Origin of the sequence: Variovorax paradoxus B4, from assembly GCF_000463015.1 — a bacterium.
GTDB lineage: Bacteria > Pseudomonadota > Gammaproteobacteria > Burkholderiales > Burkholderiaceae_C > Variovorax > Variovorax paradoxus_E.
This window is the reverse complement of record NC_022247.1, coordinates 311,271-329,279: the sequence shown is the minus strand read 5'-3', so window position 1 is coordinate 329,279 and position 18,009 is coordinate 311,271. Positions and strand designations below refer to the sequence as shown.

The window sequence follows — 18,009 nt, the reverse complement described above, 5'->3', positions numbered from 1 at the left end:
GCCGCAACGGCGTAACGTTCAGAAACGCAGCCCCGCTTGGCGTAGACGGAGACTTTTCCGAACACGCTCGGAAAAAGAAGCGGGGCCCGGGTCCTTTGCGCACCCATGGGCCCAATCCAGGGAGTCTCAACGCCATGTCCGCCTTCAACCGCGGCCGCAAGCTCGCCGCAACTTCCAGCGCCATGCCCACGTTCGCAGGCATGGATGCACTTGAACCGATGCGGTTGGAGGGGGAAGAAGCCCTCAGCCGTCCTTACAGCTACACCATCACGCTGACCACGCCGGAGTCGCCGGACATCGACGCGCGCTCGGCGGCGAACGTCAAGCTCAAGCCCCTGATCGGCGAGGAGTTCAGCGTGCACGTCCTGCTCGACGGACGCACTGGCGGGGCGGGGCAGGAGCGCCACATCTCCGGCCTGGTGACACGCGCCCGCTTCCTGCGCCTGGAGAGCAGGCGCGCGCTCTACGAGGTCGTCATCGAGCCCTGGCTGAGCCTGGCGCAGCGAACGCGGGATTTCAGGATCTTCCAGAACAACAGCGTGCTCGACACGGTCGGCGAAGTGCTCGGCGCGTACGGCTTTGCGCTTTCGGTCCGGGCCACGGGCAGCTATCCCGCGCGCGAGTTCGTGGTCCAGTACGGCGAGACGGACTACGACTTCGTCAGCCGTCTGCTGCACGAGTGGGGCCTGTACTACTACTTCGAGCATGACGAGTCCAGCCACACGATGGTGATCGTCGACGACATGCAGTCGCACCGGCCCTTCCCGGCAGGCGGCTACGAGCAGGTTCCTTTCAGTGCCATGCAGGCATCGTCCAACGAGGAGCATTGCCATCGTTTCCGGCTGGCCGAAGGCCTGCAAAGCGGCAAGTGGGTCACGGGCGACTTCGACTTCACGCGACCGAAGGCGGACCTCACGCAGACCCGGGCCATGCCGCGGCGCACGCAGCACAGCACGCGGGAAGTGTTCGCGTGGCCCGGGAACTACGCCGTGGAATCCGAGGGCGAACAGCTCGCACGTGCACGCATGGAAGAAGCCGGCGCGCCGGGGCAGGTCGCCAGCGGCGCGGGCAACCTGCGGGGCGTGGCGGCCGGCCATCGCTTCACGCTGGTCGATCATCCGCAGGACAGCGCGAACGCCGACTACCTCGTCACCGCGGCACGCCTGTCCCTGCAGGAGGCGGGCGACACGACGGGGCAGGAAGAGTTCCAGTGCAACGTCGAGTTCGAGGTCATCCCGGCGAGCAACGTCTTCCGCGCGACCCCGGACGCGACCAAGCCGCGCACCACCGGGCCGCAGACCGCGGTGGTCACCGGCCCCGCGGGCCGCGAGATCTGGACCGACCAGTACGGGCGCGTGAAGCTCGGCTTTCACTGGAACCGCTACTGCACCAAGGACGAAAGCAGCTCGTGCTGGGTCCGGGTGTCCTCGCCGTGGGCCGGCACCAACTTCGGGGGCATGCAGATTCCGCGCATCGGCCAGGAGGTGGTGGTCGACTTCGAGTACGGCGACCCGGACCGGCCGATCATCACCGGCCGCGTCTACAACGCGGACAACATGCCGCCGTGGGAGCTGCCGGCAAATGCCACGCAAAGCGGCCTGCTGTCGCGCAGCTCCGAAGGCGGGACCGGCGAGAACGCGAATGCCCTTCGCTTCGAGGACAAGAAGGGCGAAGAGCAACTCTGGCTGCATGCGGAGAAGGACCAGCTGATCGAGGTCGAGAACGACGAGATGCACACGGTGGGCCGCGACCGCACCAAGACCGTCGACCACGACGAAACCAATCACATCAAGAACGACCGCACGGAAACCGTCGACCGCAACGAGACGATCACGGTCCACGGCAAGCGAGCCGAGACGGTGGACGGCGACGAGACGGTCACCGTCAAGTCCAACCGCAGCCACTCGGTCACCGGCACCGAGGCCCTCACTGTCACGGGCGACCAGACCCACACCGCCCAGGCCAACCGCACCGCCAGCGTCAGCGGCAACCAGAACACGTCGGTCACGGGCACGGATTCGCTGACGGTGACGCAGGCCCGCACCGTCACGGCCCAGGACACCGACAGCTGGAACGTCGCCCTCGGGCAGACCACCACCATCGGCCAGGCCTACCAGGTTTCCGCCAAGTCGCACATCGGCACGTACAACGACGCGATGGCGCTGAACGTGCCGGCCGGCCCGGCCTCGGCCACTTCGCAAGGCGACCTCTCCCTGACCAGCTCGGCCGCCAACATCTATGGAACGGCCGCCCTCAACATGGGCCTGTTCGCGCAAGGCGGGGACTTCTCCGCCGTGGCCTCGACCAACGTCGGCGTGAGCGCCGAGGGCGGCACGCTGGACGCTTTTTCCTCCGGCGCCATGACGCACGCGAGCCCGACCAGCGTGGTGCTCGACGTCGAGGGCACGACGGTGGAGGTCACGCCCGGGCGCATCGTGCTGCGCGCCGGCAGCGCGACCCTGATGCTGGACGACGCCGGCGTCACGGTCAACGGCACCAAGATCTTCCTGAACTGCTGAGGCCGCCGTGTCGACACGCAACCCCGTCGAGAAGCGCATGGCGCAGCTGCACGACCTGTGGTGGGAGCGCACCGACGACGCGGCCCTGCGCGCCATCGTGCTGCGCGCGCCACCCGACTCGCAGCGCATGCTGGAGGCCTTCTTCACCCTCCAGATGGTCGACAGCGAATACAGCACGCCCGATCTCTTCCTGCGGCTGGACACGGCCTTCGAGACCGGTTTTCGCTACAGCCGCGAACTGCGGCAGCAGTTGATCGACACCTACAGGCACAACCGGCCGCAGCTCGTGAAGCAGGGTGTCGCGGACCGCTGGGACGAAGAGGACCGGCCCGGCTGGGACAGCGCCGCCGGCTTCGTGGAAACCGGCTGTTCGCTGGCGCGGCACCTGCGCTGCCAGCGCATGTCCGTCGTGCTGCAGCCCGGCAGCGTGAGCGACGCGGACTGCTTCGAGCGCTGGTTCGATGCGGCGATGCAGACGCCCGTGCCGCCGCAGGAAGCCGGCCTGCTGCGGCTGGTGCTGGTGGACGACGGCGACTCGCGCGCCTGGCAGCCGCTGGTGGAGCGGCATGCGGGCGCGATGCGCGTGGTCGATGCGCCGCTGGACATCCTCGAGGCCGCGCGCGAGATCGCCGCCCAGAGCGGCGGCGGGGGCAGCGGCGTGGCCCTCTTTCGCCAACTCTATGCCGACATGCTGTCGCTGCTGCGCCAGGGCGACGCGGCCGGGGTGGAGGCCGCGGGCGAACGCGCCCTGCGGCTGGCCACGCGCAACGGCTGGGCCGACCAGCGCGCCGTGCTGGACATGATGGTGGGCGGCGCCTGGCTACAGGCGCGCGACTTCGGCGCATCGATCACGCGCTACCGCCGGGCCCGCGACGCAGCGGCCGAGGCGGCGCAGGCCGGCAACCCCATGGGCGCCACGCTGTTCATGCAAGGCTGGATGGCCGAAGGCGGGGCCTGGGCCGCGGCGGGCGACATGAAGCAGGCCGCCCATGCGTTCGAGCAGGCCGCCGAAGCCGCCCGCCGCGTGCCCCACAGCATGTTCGCCGTCGAAGGCCACCGCGCCGCGGCCCAGGCCTGGCGCGGCGCCGGCGACCGCGACCGGGCGTGGGCCTCGGCGCTGGCCGGCATCCGCGAGGCACGCGCCATGGCCGACGCCGACCGCCCCCACAGCACCGTGCCGCAGCTGCTCCACGACATGCTCGTGATGCAGGACCCCAGGCGCTGCGAGCGCATCGCGCGCTGCGCCGACAGCTACGAACGCGACGCGCGCGCATCCGCGGTCGAAGCGGACCTGGCCGGCCATCGGCTGGGCGACCGGCCGCCACGGCCTGCGATCGACGCCATCGAGGCACAGCTGGCGCAGCGCTACGAGCAGGCGTTCCAGACCCAGCTGCGCGAGCGCGAAAAGCGGGTCCAGGGCGGCGAGGAGGTGTTCCGCACCGTCATCGCCCTGGGCCGACAGTGGCTCGACCCGGCCTGGAGCGGGCTGCCGCACGTGAGCCATCCGCTGGACCAGGGCGTCGACGAATGGCGGGAGCCGCCCGCGTTCACCCGCCTGCCCGATCCGCAGCCCTTCGTCGAGGCAGCCTGAGTCGCGCCGCCCCCACACTCCGGAGAGAAAGCCCCTTGTTCTTCGCGGCCAAGCACTTCGACCCCCAGCTGGGCATCGATGCCCACACCTACCTGGCGCCGCCCGGCGTGTGGCCCACGGTGCACATCGGCATCGTGATGGACCCGTTCGACTACCTGCCGACCATCCAGGTCTCGCCCGAAAACCCGATCGTGAAAGGCATGACGGCCGTGGACGGCGCCATGCAGGCGGGCCTGGACACCATCGGCGAAAGCACCGCCGCCCCCGAGGTTCCGGCGCCACCGGGCGCGCCGGCCGGCGGCGGCGAGATGCCCGCGAGCATCCCCTTTCCGCTCGGCGCCACCGTCGAGGTGGCGGGCGTGCGCCGGGCCAACGCCGGCACGGGCGGCGTGGACTTCCACATCCTCGTCGGCGCCCCCATGCCGGTGATCAAGGGGCCCGGCGGCCCGCAGTTCGAGGACGAGCTTTTCATGGGCAGTCGCATCGTGCTGGCCGACGGCGAGCCCTTCTCGCGCATCAGCGTGCCGGTGCTGGCCTGCAACGTCGTGGGCCTGGTGCCGCCGTTGCGCAAGAAGAAGGCGGTCAAGCCCCAGCGGCTGAGCCTGATGCTGCCGACCACCTTCAACGTCGCCATTCCACCGCAGGTTTTCGTGGGCGGGCCGCCGACCATCTCGTGGGGCGCGATGATCCAGCGCGGGCTGTTCAAGGCGCTGGGCCGGGCCTACACGCGCGTCGCACGGCGCGTGTTCAAGAACATGCCGCCGGGCTTCCTCAAGTGCCAGGTGCTGCGCGCCGAGCCGGTGGACATTCGCGATGGCAGCGTCTCGGTGACGCACGAGGACTTCAGCATTCCGGGGCGCCTGCCGCTGAGCTGGACGCGCGTCTATGCATCGCGCGACCACAGCCTGGACGGCCACTGCGGCCGGGGCTGGCAGACCCCGGCGGATGTGCGCCTGATGGTGGAAGCCGACGGCCTGCTCAGCCTGCAGGGACCGGAAGAGTTCGCGCTGTTCCCTGCGCTGCCGCAGGCCGAGGGACAGCAGGTGCTCGACGTGGTGGACGGGGCGCGGCTGATGCGCCAGGGCGGCGAACTGGTGGTGCGCTTCAAAGACGGCCTGCGCTACCACTTCGAGGAGGCGCTGTCGCCCGAAGGAGCGCTGCAGGCCACGCCCCTGCCCATCACGCGCATCGAGGATGCCTGTGGCAACCACTGGCGCTTCGTGCGCCAAGGCGGCGATCTGGTGCGCATCGCCGAAAGCGGCATGGACGGCCTGCCGGGCCGCAGCATCGAGGTGCAGTCGCGCAGCGGATACATCGAGTCCATGGCACTGCGCGACCCGGCCACCGGACAGGAGCATCCGCTGGTGCGCTACCGCCATGCCGACGGCGACCTGCTGGCGGCCATCGACGCGCTGGGCGCTGCGCGCGAATTCGCGTACCTGCAGCACCGCATGGCGCGCCACACGGATCGCACGGGCCTGTCCTTCCACTACGCGTACGACGAGCAGTGGCGGGTGGTGCACGCCTGGGGCGACGGCGGGCTGCATGACTACCGCTTCGCTTACAACGCGGCGCTGCGGCAGACCGAGGTCACCAACTCGCTCGGGCATCTCACGGTGGTCAAGTTCGACGAGGCGGGGCTGCCGCTGGCCGAGATCGACCCTTTGGATGGCGTGACGACCTTTGAGTACGACGATGTGGGGCGGACCGTGGCGGTCACCGAGCCAGAAGGACTGCGCACCGGCTTCAGCTACGACGCGCGAGGAAATTTGCTGAACCTGCGACAAGCCGACGGCAGCACCATCGGCTGCGAGTACGACGACGACGACCGGCTGCTCGCCGTGGTCGATCCGCTGGGCCACCGCTGGCAGTCGGCGTGGGACGCGTGCGGGCTGCCGCTCAGCCAGAGCGACCCGCTCGGCGCCGTCACTCGCTTCGAGCACGACCGCCATGGCCAGTTGGTACGCCACGTCAATGCGCGCGGCGCAATCACGCAGCTGCGCTACAGCCGGCATGGCCAGTTGGACAGCCTGACCGATTCGCTGGGTCACACCAGCCACTATGAGCACGATGCGCTGGGCCGGCTTCTGAGCCAGACCGACGCGCTGGGCCAGAAGAGGCGCTACCGGTGCGACGCCAAAGGGCGGCTGCTGCGCATCGAGCACCCCGATGGCTTGCAGATCCAGTATGGCTACGACGCCGAAGACCAACTGGTCCTCCACGTCGACGAAGCCGGCGCAGAAACACGCGTGGAGTACGTGGGCCTGGGCGAAGTCAGCCGGCGCATCCTGCCCGACGGCCATGTCTTGCATTACCACTACGACACCGAAGAACAGCTCGTCGGCCTAACCAATCAGCGGGGCGAGCGCTATGCATTGCGGCGCGATGCGCTGGGGCGCGTCGTCGAGGAAGTCGATTTCTGGGGCCAATCGCGCCACTACGAATACAACGCTGCCGGCCATCTGGGCAGCACGGTGGACCCGCTCGGGCAACGCATCACCTTTGCGACCGACAAGATGGGCCGCATCACGCGCAAGACCTTGGGCGATCCGCTGCACGCCGGCTCTCAGCTGGAGGAGAATTTTTCCTATGACCGCAGCGGACAGCTGGTCGAGATGCGCAACAGCGCTGCGCACGTTCGGCGCCGGTTCGACACCGCCGGCCGCCTGCTGGAAGAGTCGCAGAACGGGTTTCGCATCACCTACCGATACGATGAGGCAGGCAACTGCACCCTGCGGGAAACCTCGGCTGGCAATCGCGTGACCATGGATCATGACGCGCGCGATCAGGTGGTGACGGTCGGCATCAACGACGAGGTGCCGATTCTCATCGAGCGCGATGTCCTCGGCCGAATCGCGCGGGAACGGTTGAGCGAACACGTCGTGCGCCAAGCCCGCTACGACGCGCATGACCAACTGACGGCGCAGACAGTACTCAGGGATGCAGCGCCGCTGTTCAGCACCCAGTATGACTACGACCGCACAGGAAACCTCACCCGCCGGCGCGACAGCGACGCCGGCAGCGACGAGTATGGCTACGACGTGTTGGGCCGCCTGCTGCAGCATATCGATCCCGCAGGAAAGGCCAGGCACTTTCCGCATGACGCGGCAAGCGACCGCCTGCGAACTTCAGTCCGCCGGACACCAGCACGCAGTTCCTCCGGAGGCGCGGAAGGAAGCAAGGAGCAGTGGACACGAGAAGGCACCTGTGACGGCGTGCACTACGTTTTCGACCGGGCAGGCGATCTCGTCCGCCAGGGCCACCCGGAACAGGCGTCACCGGACGACCTTGAAATGGTTTGGGATGCCAACCACCGGTTGATCGAAAGCCGCCGCGGCAACAGCGTTACTCACTATGGATACGACAGCATGGGCCGCCGCGTGTTCAAACGCAGCGCGTCGCACACGATCTGGTTTTTCTGGGACGGGGATGCGTTGCTGGGCGAAGTGCGCCAGCCCCATGGCCAACAAACGGCGCTTCAGGAGAACGGCGAAGTTGCGGCGTTGCACCGTAGGCGTACGCGGCATCGGCATGGCCCCCAGGTGCCATGCGAGCGCCTGCGCGAGTACCTGTTCTACCCAGGGACCCATGTGCCGCTCGCCCTGATCGACGGCCTCGTCGATGCGGCTTCCGACCCATCGCGGCAGCCGGCGAAGTGCGTCGCCCACTACCACGTCGAACCCAACGGCACGCCCAGCCGCCTGACCGACGCGTCGGGTGAAGTGATCTGGTCCGCCAGACCCACGGGCTGGGGCGAATCCATTGAGGATCGCGTCGGGAGAATCAGCAACCCGATCCGCCTCCAGGGGCAGTACCTCGACGAAGAGTCAGGTCTCCACTACAACAGGAACAGGTACTACGACCCGCACATTGGCGCCTTCATCAGTCAGGACCCCATTGGCCTGGCTGGAGGAGAGAACTTCTACCAGTTCGCCCCGAACGCGCTGGGCTGGATCGACCCGCTGGGCCTCCGATGCCTGTCGAAGCGGCAACGGGCCCGGCTGAATAAGATCAGAGGGCTTTCCAAGAAGCGGCATGCCTCGGGCAAGAGCTACAACGCGCAGATCACTGCACGCCTGACACAGGCGGAAGCTCGTGAACTGGCGGAAGAATTCGTAGGCCCGGGCTTCAAGGAAACGACGATAAAGGGAGTGTGGCTGCTGAGATCCGCAGACGGCTGTCGAAAGGTGCGTGGCCCCAGCCGGAAACCGACCGACCAGGGGAAGAATATTCATCCGGACAGCAAACAACCCTACTCCATGACCGGCTGGCAGGTGAATTTCGAGGATCGAGATCCGGTCAAGGGACCGATAGCGCCAGGGGCGACGCGCCCCTACCAAGCGAACGTTCACGTCGATGTGGAGCCTTGAAAATGACGATGCGCCTTGAAATCCGTAGCCTCCAGGGCGTTGACATCGAGGACCTGCGCGCATGGCACCCCGCCTCGCCCGCCGATGTCTACGAGATGCTTGAACTGGAGATCGGCGAAGCGGGCGTGCCGGGTGCCCACATCTTTCAGCTGCTTCTCGCGACACCGGAGGGCCTGGAAGCGCACCACAAAGGCGAGATGCTGAAGTTCTTCTCGGCCATGCAAGAAAGGGCAAAGACCTTTGTGACGGACGCACTGGTCGTTGTCGACCACTACGACTGGAACGAGGTGCGCGAAACGCTGGCGAGAAGAGTGGCGTCCTGCGAACGATCGACATGGAACGAGTCGCTCGAATGTCTGCGCAGGAAGTTCTTCTGGGAGTACGAGGACATCAAGTACAGGTAGCGGTCCCCGATCGCTCCACTTCGCACCCGATGCGGGTTTTCCCGGTTGCCCGCTGGCCTCTCCACAACGGATCATTTAATATATTAAATAATCTGCAAGACGCATCCCGTGGCCAGCACCTTCACCCACCGCAACCTCCCGCGCCTTCTGCTGCAGGCGCGCGAAGCCGTCATGGCCCACACGCGGCCCAGCCTGCGCGAGCACGCCTTGTCCGACCAGCAGTGGCGCGTGCTGCGCGTGCTCGGCGAGCATGGCGCGGTGGAAACCGGCCGGGTGGCGCGCGAGGCATTCATCCTCGGGCCCAGCCTCACCGGCGTGCTCGCACGCATGGAGCGCGACGACCTCATCACCCGCAGCCGCGACCCCGAGGACCAGCGCCGCACCGTGGTCGAGGCCACAGCGCACGGTATGAAGCTGGTGAAGAAGCTGTCCTCGAGCATCGAGTCGCACTACCAGTGGCTGGAGCAGTCGCTGGGCAAGACCAAACTGACGCAGCTGTATGGACTGCTGGACGAACTGATCGCGCTGGAGCAGCCCGAATGACCCCCTCCCCTTTCCTGCCGACCGGCACGGTCTACGGCACGCTGCTGAACTTCCGCGCCGAGCTCGATGCGCTCGCGCCGCAGATGACTCAGCCACCGTACAAGGCACCGCCGAAGGCACCCGTGCTCTACGTGAAGACCGCCAACACCTGGAGCCCGCACGGCAGCGCCATCACGGTGCCCTCGTCCGTGCCGGAGGTGGAGATCGGCGCGAGCATCGGCATGGTGATCGGCGCCGAGGGCGACGTGGAAGGCTTCGTGCTGATGAACGACCTCTCGATTCCGCATCCGAGCTTCTTCCGCCCGCCGGTGAAGTTCAAGTGCGTCGACGGGTTCCTTGGCGTCGGCCCGGCGCTGCGCGATGCGCAGGAGGTGGCCGACCCCGCGGGCTTTCGCGTCGAGGTGCGCATCAACGGCGCGTTGAAGCAGTCGATCGACTTCTCGCAGCTCGTGCGTCCGGCGCAGCAGCTGCTCACCGACGTGGGCGAGTTCATGACGCTCGCGCATGGCGACGTGCTGATGCTGGGCTGCGATGCCGGCCGGCCGCTGGCGCGTGCGGGCGACCGCATCGAGATCTCCGCGCCCGGGTTCGAAACCCTCCGCAACACGCTGGTGCAGGAGGCCGCCGCATGAAGCACGCACGCGTCATCTTCGAAGGCCGCGAGCACACTGGCACCGCGCACGAATTCAACGGCCAGCCTGATGCCGCCGTGCGGCTGGACGACGGCCGCATCGTGCCGCAGGAACAGCTCACGTGGCTGCCGCCGCTCGCGCCCACGCCGCGCCCGCGCACCATCCTCGCGCTCGGCCTCAACTATGCCGACCATGCGAAGGAACTCGAGTTCAAGGCGCCCGAGGAACCGCTGGTGTTCGTCAAGGGCCAGAGCACGCTGATCGGCCACCGCCAGTTCACGCACCGGCCGGCCGGCGTGCAGTTCATGCACTACGAGTGCGAACTCGCCATCGTGATCGGCAAGACCGCGAAGAACGTGAAGCGGGCCGACGCCTACGACTTCATCGGCGGCTACTCGGTCGCCAACGACTACGCCATTCGCGACTACCTCGAGAACTGGTACCGCCCCAACCTGCGCGTGAAGAACCGCGACACCTGCACGCCGCTGGGGCCCTGGTTCGTCGATGCGGCCGACGTGCCCGATCCGATGGCGCTCGCATTGAAGACCACGGTGAACGGCACCGTCACGCAGCAGGGCAACACGCGCGACATGATCTTCGATGCGCCCTTCCTCGTCGAGTACTTCAGCCGCTTCATGACGCTGTCGCCGGGCGACCTGATCCTCACGGGCACGCCCGACGGGGTCGTCGATTGCAAGCCGGGCGACGTGGTCATCTGCGAGATCGAGCGCGTCGGCGCGCTGATCAACACCATCCAAGGAAAAGCATGAGAGTCGATCACCTGATCGCCGGCCAGCGCGTCGCCGGCAAGGACTACTTCGAAACCGTCAACCCCGCCACGCAGGAGGTGCTGGCCGAAGTCGCCTCCGGCGGCGAGGCCGAAGTGAACGCGGCCGTGGCCGCCGCCAAGGAGGCCTTCCCGAAGTGGGCCGGCCTGCCCGCGCCCGAGCGCGCCAAGCTGATCCGCAAGCTCGGCGACCTGATCGCCAAGCACGTGCCCGAGATCGCGCAGACCGAGACCGACGACTGCGGCCAGGTCATCGCACAGACCGGCAAGCAGCTGATCCCGCGCGCGGCCGACAACTTCTACTACTTCGCCGAGATGTGCACGCGCGTCGACGGCCACACCTACCCCACGCCCACGCACCTGAACTACACGCTGTTCCACCCGGTGGGCGTGTGCGCGCTGATCAGTCCGTGGAACGTGCCCTTCATGACGGCCACCTGGAAGGTCGCGCCCTGCCTGGCCTTCGGCAACACGGCGGTGCTGAAGATGAGCGAGCTCTCGCCGCTCACGGCCGCACGGCTGGGCGAGCTGGCGCTCGAAGCGGGCATCCCGCCCGGCGTGCTGAACCTGGTGCACGGCTACGGCAAGGAGGCCGGCGAGCCGCTGGTGGCGCACCCCGACGTGCGCGCGATTTCGTTCACCGGCTCCACCGCCACGGGCAACCGCATCGTGAAGAGCGCGGGCCTGAAGAAGTTCAGCATGGAACTCGGCGGCAAGAGCCCGTTCGTGATCTTCGAGGACGCCGACCTCGACCGCGCGCTCGACGCGGCCGTGTTCATGATCTTCAGCAACAACGGCGAGCGCTGCACCGCCGGCTCGCGCATCCTGGTGCAGCAGTCGATCTACGCCGACTTCGCCGCGAAGTTCGCCGAGCGCGCCAGGCGCATCACCGTGGGCGACCCGCTCGACGAGAAGACCATCGTCGGGCCGATGATTTCGCAGGCGCATCTGGCCAAGGTGCGCAGCTACATCGAACTCGGCCCGAAGGAAGGCGCGACGCTGCTGTGCGGCGGCCTCGAGGCGCCATCGAACCTGCCGGACCGTGTGAAGAAGGGCAACTACGTGATGCCCACCGTCTTTGCCGACGTCGACAACCGCATGAAGATCGCGCAGGACGAGATCTTCGGCCCGGTCGCCTGCCTGATCCCGTTCAAGGACGAGGCGCACGCCATCGAACTCGCCAACGACATCCCCTACGGCCTGAGCAGCTACGTGTGGACCGAGAACATCGGGAAGGCGCATCGCGTGGCCGCTGCCGTAGAAGCCGGCATGTGCTTCGTCAACAGCCAGAACGTGCGCGACCTGCGCCAGCCCTTCGGCGGCACCAAGGCCTCGGGCACGGGCCGCGAGGGCGGCACCTGGAGCTACGAGGTGTTCTGCGAACCGAAGAACGTTGCGGTGTCGATGGGCTCGCACCACATTCCGCACTGGGGAGCCTGACCATGGGAACGCTCGCACTCGCTGCCAAGATCACGCACGTGCCGTCGATGTACCTCTCGGAATTCCCGGGACCGAACTTCGGCTGCCGCGAGGCCGCAATCAACGGCCACAAGGAGATCGACCGGCGCTGCCGCACGCTCGGCGTGGACACCATCGTGGTGTTCGACGTGCACTGGCAGGTCAACAGCGAATACCACATCAACTGCGGCCCGAAGTTCGGCGGCACCTACACCAGCAACGAGCTGCCGCATTTCATCAAGAACATGCCCTACGCCTACCCGGGCAACCCGGCGCTGGGCCACCTGATCGCCGACATGGCCAACGAGATGGGCGTGAAGAGCCGCGCGCACAGCGACACCACGCTCGGACTCGAGTACGGCACGCTGGTGCCGATGCGCTACATGAACGCCGACCAGCACTACAAGGTCATCAGCATCAGCGGCTGGTGCGACTGGCACGACCTCACCGAGTCGGGCCGCTTCGGCCTGGCGGTGCGCCGCGCGATCGAGGAGCGCTACGAGGGCACGGTGGCGGTGTTCGCGAGCGGTTCGCTCTCGCATCACTTTGCCGACAACGGCCACGCGCCGGAGTTCATGCACAAGGTGTACGACCCCTTCCTCGAGCAGGTGGACCGCCGCGTGGTCGAGCTGTGGAAGGCCGGCGACTGGCAGGCCTTCGTCGGCATGCTGCCGATGTACGCCGAGAAGTGCTGGGGCGAAGGCGACATGCACGACACCGCGATGCTGCTGGGCCTGCTGGGCTGGGACCGCTACACCGCGCCGGTGGAGGTGGTCACGCCCTACTTCGGCAGCTCGGGCACGGGGCAGATCAACGCGATCTTCCCGGTCACGCCCCTTCCCGTCTGAGCACACCGTCCGAATACACCGCCTGAACACACGCCATGCCCCATCTCGTCATCCTCTACACCCCGAACATCGAAGCCGAGACCGACATGTCGGCGCTGTGCCGCACGCTGGCCGACACCATGCTCGCGCAGCGCGACGAGGCCGGCAAGCCGGTGTTCCCCATCGGCGGCACGCGCGTGCTGGCCTACCCCGCCGCGCACTACGCGGTGGCCGACGGCAAGGCCGACTACGCCTTCGTGTACCTCAACATCCGCATGGCCGCGGGGCGCTCGGAGGCCGTGAAGAAAAAGGCCGGCGACGAACTGCTGGCCGACGTGCGCGCGCATTTCGAACCGATCTTCGACAAGCGCCACATCGGCATCACGCTGCAGATCGACGAAAGCCCGGGCCAGGTGTACGACGGCAAGCACAGCAACCTGCATCCTCTTTTCAACAAGTAGCACCATGCTCACTGCCGACACCATCGCCAGGCTCGCGGCCGAACTGCACGAAAGCGAAAGATCGCGCGTGCAGGTCGAGCATTTCTCCAGGCGCTTTCCCGAGATGACCATCGAGGACGGCTATGCCATCTCGCGCGAATGGGTCAGGCAGAAGATCGCTGAAGGCCGCGTCGTGAAGGGCCACAAGATCGGCCTGACCTCGCGCGCCATGCAGCAGTCGAGCCAGATCGACGAGCCCGACTACGGCACCTTGCTCGACGACATGTTCTTCGAGCAGGGCGGCGACATTCCATTCAAGCGCTTCATCGCGCCGCGCATCGAGGTGGAGCTGGCCTTCGTGCTCGGCAAGAAGCTGCAGGGCCCGAACGTGAGCATCTTCGACGTGCTGGCCGCCACCGACTACGTGGTGCCGGCCATCGAGATCATCGACGCGCGCATCGAGCAGTTCGACCGCCACACCAAGGCGCCGCGCAAGGTGTTCGACACCATTGCCGACAACGCGGCCAACGCCGGCATCGTGATGGGCGGCCGGCCGGTCAAGCCCGACGCGGTCGACCTGCGCTGGGTGAGCGCGCTGCTCTACAAGAACGGCGTGATCGAGGAATCGGGCGTGGCCGCGGCCGTGCTCAACCACCCCGCCACGGGCGTGGCCTGGCTCGCGAACAAGCTCGCGCCGTGGGACGAGCACCTCGAAGCCGGGGAGGTGGTGCTGGGCGGCTCGTTCACCCGGCCGACCACCGCCCTGCCCGGCGACACCTTCCATGCCGACTACGGCCCCCTCGGCAGCATTGCCTTTCGTCTCATCTAAAAGACACACCATGCAAACACCCCTGAACACCTTCAAGCAGGCCATGCAGGCCGGCGAACAGAAGATCGGCCTCTGGGTCGGCCTGGCCGACGGCTACGTGGCCGAGATCCTGGCCGGCACCGGTTTCGACTGGCTGCTGGTCGACGGCGAGCACGCGCCCAATGACGTGCGCTCGGTGCTCGCGCAGCTGCAGGGCATCTCGAGCACGTGGTCGGCGCAACCCGAGTCCGAGCGCTCGCACCCGATCGTGCGCATCCCGACCGGCGACACCACGCTGATCAAGCAGTACCTCGACATCGGCGCGCAGACGCTGCTGGTGCCAATGGTCGACACGGCCGAGCAGGCCGCGCGGCTGGTGCAAGGCATGCGCTATCCACCCGAAGGCATCCGCGGCATGGGCAGCGCACTGGCGCGCGCCTCGCGCTGGCAGGCCTACCCCGGCTACCTGCATGAGGCCAACGCGCAGACCTGCCTGCTGGTGCAGGCCGAGACGGTGGAAGCGATGAAAAACCTCGACGCCATCGCGGCCACGCCGGGCGTGGACGGCGTGTTCATCGGGCCGGCCGACCTGTCGGCCTCGATGGGCTTCGTGGGCCAGCCGAACCATCCCGAGGTGCAGGCCGTGATCGCCGACGCCATCGCGCGCATCCGCAAGGCCGGCAAGGCGCCGGGCATCCTGTCGACCACCGAGGAGCAGGCGCGCAAGTGGCTGGCCGCCGGCGCGCAGTTCGTGGCGGTGGGCGTGGACACCATCCTGCTCACGTCGGCGGCGAAGCAGCTGGCGTCGAGATACAAGAACGCCGCGAGCGCCGTGACGCCCAGCGGCTACTGAAACCCATCTGCCCCGCGCCATGACGTCCCCGACCGATCCCAAGCGCTTCCGCTCCGCCACCATCCGCGAAGGCACGATCCGCGCGACCACGCGCAGCTTCCTGCATGCGCTGGGGCAGGACGACGAGGACATCGAGCGCCCGCACATCGGCGTGTTCCACACCGGCGGCGAAATGAGCCCGTGCAACCTCAACCTGCGCGAGCAGGCACAGCACGCCAAGACCGGCATCTACGCGGGCGGCGGCACGCCGCACGAATGCCCGGTGGTGTCGGTGAGCGACGGGCTCACCATGGCGCATTCGGGCATGCGCTTCTCGCTGATCTCGCGCGAGCTGATTGCCGACAGCGTCGAGGCCTCCACGCGCGGCCACCAGTGGGACGGCATCTTCGCCATCGGCGCCTGCGACAAGAACCTGCCGGGCCTGATGATGGGCATGGTGCGCTGCAACGTGCCGAGCGTGTTCGTGCATGGCGGCTCGGCGCTGCCGGGACAGATGCCGGGGCCCGATGGCCGCGACCTGAACGTGGTCGACACCTACGAGACCATCGGCAAGGTGCTGGCCGGCACCGCCACGCACGAAGAGCTCGACGCCATGAGCCGCGCCTGCCTGCCCACGGCCGGCGCCTGCGCGGGCCAGTTCACAGCCAACACCATGGGCATGGTGTCCGAGGCGCTGGGCCTCGCGCCCATCGGCTCGAGCATGGTGCCGGCGGTGTTCAGCGAACGCGCGCCGCTGATGCGCCGCGCCGCGAAGAACCTCATGAAGGCGGTGATGGGCGACAGCCCCCTGCCGCGCGACATCGTCACGCGCAAGGCGCTCGAGAACGCCTGCGCCGTGGTCTCGGCCACGGGCGGCTCGACCAACGCCGCACTGCACCTGCCGGCCATCGCGCACGAGGCCGGCATCAAGTTCCACCTGGACGACGTGGCCGAGATCTTCGCGCGCACGCCGCTCATCGCCGACCTGCGCCCGGGCGGCCAGTACCTGGCGCGCGACGTGTTCTACATCGGCGGCGCGGGCGTCATCCTTCGCACGCTGATGGAGCAGGGCTTCGTGCATGGCGATGCGCTCACCTTCACCGGCCGCACGCTGGCCGAGGAACTGACCGATGCCGCGGCACCCGACGGCCGCGTGGTGCGCGCGGCCGGCAACCCGATCACGCGCGACGGCGGGCTGGCCGTGCTCAAGGGCAACCTCTGCCCCGACGGCGCGCTGCTCAAGACCGCCGGCCTCCAGGCGCTGGTGCACCGCGGCCCGGTGCGCGTCTTCGATTCGGAGGAAGACGCGCAGGCGGCGGTGCAGAACCGCCGCTACCAAGCCGGCGACGTGATCGTGATCCGCAACGAAGGCCCCAGGGGCAGCCCCGGCATGCGCGAGATGCTGGGCATCACCGCCCTGCTCTACGGCCAGGGCATGGGCGACAAGGTGGCGCTGCTGACCGACGGACGCTTCTCGGGCGCCACGCGCGGCCTGTGCATCGGCTATGCGGGGCCCGAAGCGGCCGACGGCGGGCCGATTGCGGCGCTGCAGGACGGCGACATGGTGGCCATCGATGCGCGGGCCGGGGCGCGCAGCATTTCGGTGGAACTGACGGCGGAAGAAATTGCCCAGCGCCTCTCCCGACGTGAGGTAAACGCGGGGGTCCCGCACCGCGGCTTGCTGGAAAAATACGCGCTCACCGTGCGCCCTGCCTACCAAGGCGCCGTGACCCATTCGGGCGCAGTCACCTGGCTGCGCGACGAGTCGTGAAACGCAACCAACAACCCCTCGGAGACAGACCATGACCTTCACCCGCCGCCAGCTGCTGCAGACCACCGGCGCCTCGGCGCTGCTTGCCAGCCTGGGCCAGCGCGCCTTCGCGCAAGCCTCGCTCGAAACCGCCACCATCGTCACCGGCTTTGCGGCCGGCGGCACTTCGGACACCACCTGCCGGCGCATCGCGCAGAAGCTCAGCCCCGACTACGCCAAGTCGGCCGTGGTGGAAAACCGCACCGGCGCGGGCGGCCAGATCGCCGTGAGCTACGTGAAGGGCCGGCCCGCCGACGGCGCCACCATCCTGCAGACGCCCACCTCCATCCTCACGATCTACCCGCACATCTACAAGAAGCTGCCGTACGACCCGATGGTCGACCTCACGCCGGTCAGCATCGCCTGCATCTTCGACTTCGGCTTTGCGGTCGGCCCCTCGGTGCCCGCCAGCGTGAAGACGGTGCCCGAGTTCCTGGCCTGGGCCAAGGCCAATCCGGCCGGCGCCAATTTCGGTTCGCCGGCCGCGGGCTCCACGCCGCACTTCATCGGCGCGCTGCTGGGCAAGAAGGGCGGCGTCGAGCTCAAGCATGCGGCCTACCGCGGCACGCAGCCGGCCATGCTGGACCTGCTGGGCGGCAACATCTCGGCCGTCTCGGGGCCCATCGGCGACATCACACAGCACCTGGCCTCGGGCAAGGTGCGCATCCTGGGCGTCTCGGGTGCCAAGCGCAGCCGCTTCGCGCCCGACGTGCCGACCTTCGGCGAGCAGGGCATCCAGGACATGGCGCACAGCGAATGGTTCGCCTTCTTCCTGCCCGCCAAGGCCTCGCCGGAGCTGGTAGCGCGGCTGAACGCCTCCATGAAGACCGCGCTGGCGCACAAGGACGTGATCGAAGGCCTCGGCAACTTCGGGCTGGAAGCCATGTCTTCCACACCCGGCGAGCTGACCGACCTGCTGAAGAAAGACACCGCCAAGTGGGCGCCGATCGTCAAGGAAGTCGGCTTCACCGCGGAGGGATAAACCTGC

At 67.9% G+C, this 18,009-nt stretch carries 14 protein-coding genes; all 14 read left to right on the top strand.

What is annotated here, in order from left to right; genetic code table 11:
- Positions 1–134 precede the first annotated feature (134 nt).
- The 14 genes from VAPA_RS01500 to VAPA_RS01435 all read left to right on the top strand — a co-directional run bounded on the left by VAPA_RS01500 (position 135) and on the right by VAPA_RS01435 (position 18,003).
- Entirely contained in the window at positions 135–2,519 is a 2,385-nt protein-coding gene (locus VAPA_RS01500) for a type VI secretion system Vgr family protein (protein ID WP_021005000.1), read from the top strand.
- A gap of 7 nt (positions 2,520–2,526) precedes the next feature.
- Positions 2,527–4,110: a hypothetical protein gene (locus VAPA_RS01495; RefSeq protein ID WP_021004999.1), complete on the top strand. Its 1,584-nt coding sequence runs from the start codon at positions 2,527–2,529 to the stop codon at positions 4,108–4,110.
- A gap of 35 nt (positions 4,111–4,145) precedes the next feature.
- Positions 4,146–8,480, top strand: coding sequence for an RHS repeat-associated core domain-containing protein (locus tag VAPA_RS01490; RefSeq protein ID WP_021004998.1), 4,335 nt, complete (start codon positions 4,146–4,148; stop codon positions 8,478–8,480).
- A gap of 2 nt (positions 8,481–8,482) precedes the next feature.
- Positions 8,483–8,884, top strand: coding sequence for an Imm8 family immunity protein (locus tag VAPA_RS01485; protein ID WP_041945972.1), 402 nt, complete (start codon positions 8,483–8,485; stop codon positions 8,882–8,884).
- Positions 8,885–8,992: 108 nt separating this feature from the next.
- The gene (gene hpaR / locus VAPA_RS01480) at positions 8,993–9,427 is read left to right on the top strand and encodes a homoprotocatechuate degradation operon regulator HpaR (protein ID WP_012745410.1); all 435 of its coding nucleotides are present in this window, start codon (positions 8,993–8,995) and stop codon (positions 9,425–9,427) included.
- Entirely contained in the window at positions 9,424–10,059 is a 636-nt protein-coding gene (locus tag VAPA_RS01475; protein WP_021004996.1) for a fumarylacetoacetate hydrolase family protein, read from the top strand. Before hpaR ends, VAPA_RS01475 begins: the two co-directional genes overlap by 4 nt.
- The gene (locus tag VAPA_RS01470) at positions 10,056–10,829 is read left to right on the top strand and encodes a fumarylacetoacetate hydrolase family protein (protein ID WP_021004995.1); all 774 of its coding nucleotides are present in this window, start codon (positions 10,056–10,058) and stop codon (positions 10,827–10,829) included. The genes VAPA_RS01475 and VAPA_RS01470 overlap by 4 nt, the downstream gene beginning before the upstream one ends.
- Positions 10,826–12,286: a 5-carboxymethyl-2-hydroxymuconate semialdehyde dehydrogenase gene (gene hpaE / locus VAPA_RS01465; protein ID WP_021004994.1), complete on the top strand. Its 1,461-nt coding sequence runs from the start codon at positions 10,826–10,828 to the stop codon at positions 12,284–12,286. Before VAPA_RS01470 ends, hpaE begins: the two co-directional genes overlap by 4 nt.
- A 2-nt stretch (positions 12,287–12,288) precedes the next feature.
- Entirely contained in the window at positions 12,289–13,152 is an 864-nt protein-coding gene (hpaD, locus tag VAPA_RS01460) for a 3,4-dihydroxyphenylacetate 2,3-dioxygenase (protein WP_021004993.1), read from the top strand.
- Between the two features lie 35 nt (positions 13,153–13,187).
- Positions 13,188–13,592, top strand: coding sequence for a 5-carboxymethyl-2-hydroxymuconate Delta-isomerase (locus VAPA_RS01455; RefSeq protein ID WP_021004992.1), 405 nt, complete (start codon positions 13,188–13,190; stop codon positions 13,590–13,592).
- Positions 13,593–13,596: 4 nt separating this feature from the next.
- Positions 13,597–14,400, top strand: coding sequence for a 2-oxo-hept-4-ene-1,7-dioate hydratase (hpaH, locus tag VAPA_RS01450; RefSeq protein WP_021004991.1), 804 nt, complete (start codon positions 13,597–13,599; stop codon positions 14,398–14,400).
- 10 nt (positions 14,401–14,410) lie between these two features.
- Entirely contained in the window at positions 14,411–15,232 is an 822-nt protein-coding gene (hpaI, locus tag VAPA_RS01445; protein WP_021004990.1) for a 4-hydroxy-2-oxoheptanedioate aldolase, read from the top strand.
- Positions 15,233–15,251: 19 nt separating this feature from the next.
- The gene (gene ilvD, locus VAPA_RS01440) at positions 15,252–16,982 is read left to right on the top strand and encodes a dihydroxy-acid dehydratase (protein ID WP_021004989.1); all 1,731 of its coding nucleotides are present in this window, start codon (positions 15,252–15,254) and stop codon (positions 16,980–16,982) included.
- Between the two features lie 31 nt (positions 16,983–17,013).
- Entirely contained in the window at positions 17,014–18,003 is a 990-nt protein-coding gene (locus VAPA_RS01435; RefSeq protein ID WP_021004988.1) for a Bug family tripartite tricarboxylate transporter substrate binding protein, read from the top strand.
- The last annotated feature ends 6 nt before the right edge of the window (positions 18,004–18,009 follow it).

What these genes read in the sequence shown, in the direction of transcription:
- VAPA_RS01500 (WP_021005000.1), top strand. Translation starts at nt 135, where the DNA reads ATGTCCGCCTTCAACCGCGGCCGCAAGCTCGCCGCAACTTCCAGCGCC.
- VAPA_RS01485 (WP_041945972.1), top strand. Translation starts at nt 8,483, where the DNA reads ATGACGATGCGCCTTGAAATCCGTAGCCTCCAGGGCGTTGACATCGAG.
- VAPA_RS01475 (WP_021004996.1), top strand. Translation starts at nt 9,424, where the DNA reads ATGACCCCCTCCCCTTTCCTGCCGACCGGCACGGTCTACGGCACGCTG.
- VAPA_RS01470 (WP_021004995.1), top strand. Translation starts at nt 10,056, where the DNA reads ATGAAGCACGCACGCGTCATCTTCGAAGGCCGCGAGCACACTGGCACC.
- hpaE (WP_021004994.1), top strand. Translation starts at nt 10,826, where the DNA reads ATGAGAGTCGATCACCTGATCGCCGGCCAGCGCGTCGCCGGCAAGGAC.
- hpaD (WP_021004993.1), top strand. Translation starts at nt 12,289, where the DNA reads ATGGGAACGCTCGCACTCGCTGCCAAGATCACGCACGTGCCGTCGATG.
- VAPA_RS01455 (WP_021004992.1), top strand. Translation starts at nt 13,188, where the DNA reads ATGCCCCATCTCGTCATCCTCTACACCCCGAACATCGAAGCCGAGACC.
- hpaH (WP_021004991.1), top strand. Translation starts at nt 13,597, where the DNA reads ATGCTCACTGCCGACACCATCGCCAGGCTCGCGGCCGAACTGCACGAA.
- hpaI (WP_021004990.1), top strand. Translation starts at nt 14,411, where the DNA reads ATGCAAACACCCCTGAACACCTTCAAGCAGGCCATGCAGGCCGGCGAA.
- ilvD (WP_021004989.1), top strand. Translation starts at nt 15,252, where the DNA reads ATGACGTCCCCGACCGATCCCAAGCGCTTCCGCTCCGCCACCATCCGC.
- VAPA_RS01435 (WP_021004988.1), top strand. Translation starts at nt 17,014, where the DNA reads ATGACCTTCACCCGCCGCCAGCTGCTGCAGACCACCGGCGCCTCGGCG.